Source organism: Burkholderia sp. JPY481 (assembly GCF_038900515.1).
GTDB lineage: Bacteria > Pseudomonadota > Gammaproteobacteria > Burkholderiales > Burkholderiaceae > Paraburkholderia > Paraburkholderia youngii.
This window is the reverse complement of the sequence record NZ_JAYMRT010000120.1, coordinates 1-649: the sequence shown is the minus strand read 5'-3', so window position 1 is coordinate 649 and position 649 is coordinate 1. Positions and strand designations below refer to the sequence as shown.

The window sequence follows — 649 nt, the reverse complement described above, 5'->3', positions numbered from 1 at the left end:
CTCTTCGGCCCCATCGGCAACATTCCACCTGCCGAGGCAGAAGCCGCTTACTATGCAAATCTCGCTGAGTCTGTCACTGTGGCATGACGCAAGCAAAACGGTCTCCGGAAAACCCGGGGCGCTTCAGAATCCATACCATATCAGTCTTGACCGACCTTTCGCTCATACTGCGACAGAACCACTTATCGCATCAGCGTCGGACCGTTTCGTAGCTGACGATAACCCCGCGCTCGAACAGCAGCTCTTCGATATCACGCAGGCTGAGCTGAAATCTGAAAATACCAGCGCACCGCGCAACTCAGCAACGTGACAGCGCCCCTCGACAACGTGACAACGCCGTTTGATCGCACCCTCCGCTCTACCTCATACTACAATTTCACGATTTCGAGGAGGTTCTTCTTGCCCTCCTTGTAATGGACAAGAGAGGTGGCGCCGCTTGTTCGGGCAGGGTCCCGAGATTTTTAAGTGGAACCACCGGGGCGTTCATGCTGCCGATTTGATCGCAGGCAGTGTCGCGAAGTATGTGAAGCGCCCCGGGTTTTCCGGAGACCGTTTTGCTTGCGTCATGCCACAGTGACAGACTCAGCGAGATTTGCATAGTAAGCGGCTTCTGCCTCGGCAGGTGGAATGTTGCCGATGGGGCCGAAGA

Annotated in this window: 1 pseudogene; it reads right to left on the bottom strand. The window is 55.6% G+C overall.

The features are described from left to right. Window positions 1–193: 193 nt before the first annotated feature. Window positions 194–350: pseudogene (locus tag VSR82_RS39925) on the bottom strand (IS6 family transposase); the annotation flags it as partial. Between the last annotated feature and the right edge of the window lie 299 nt (window positions 351–649).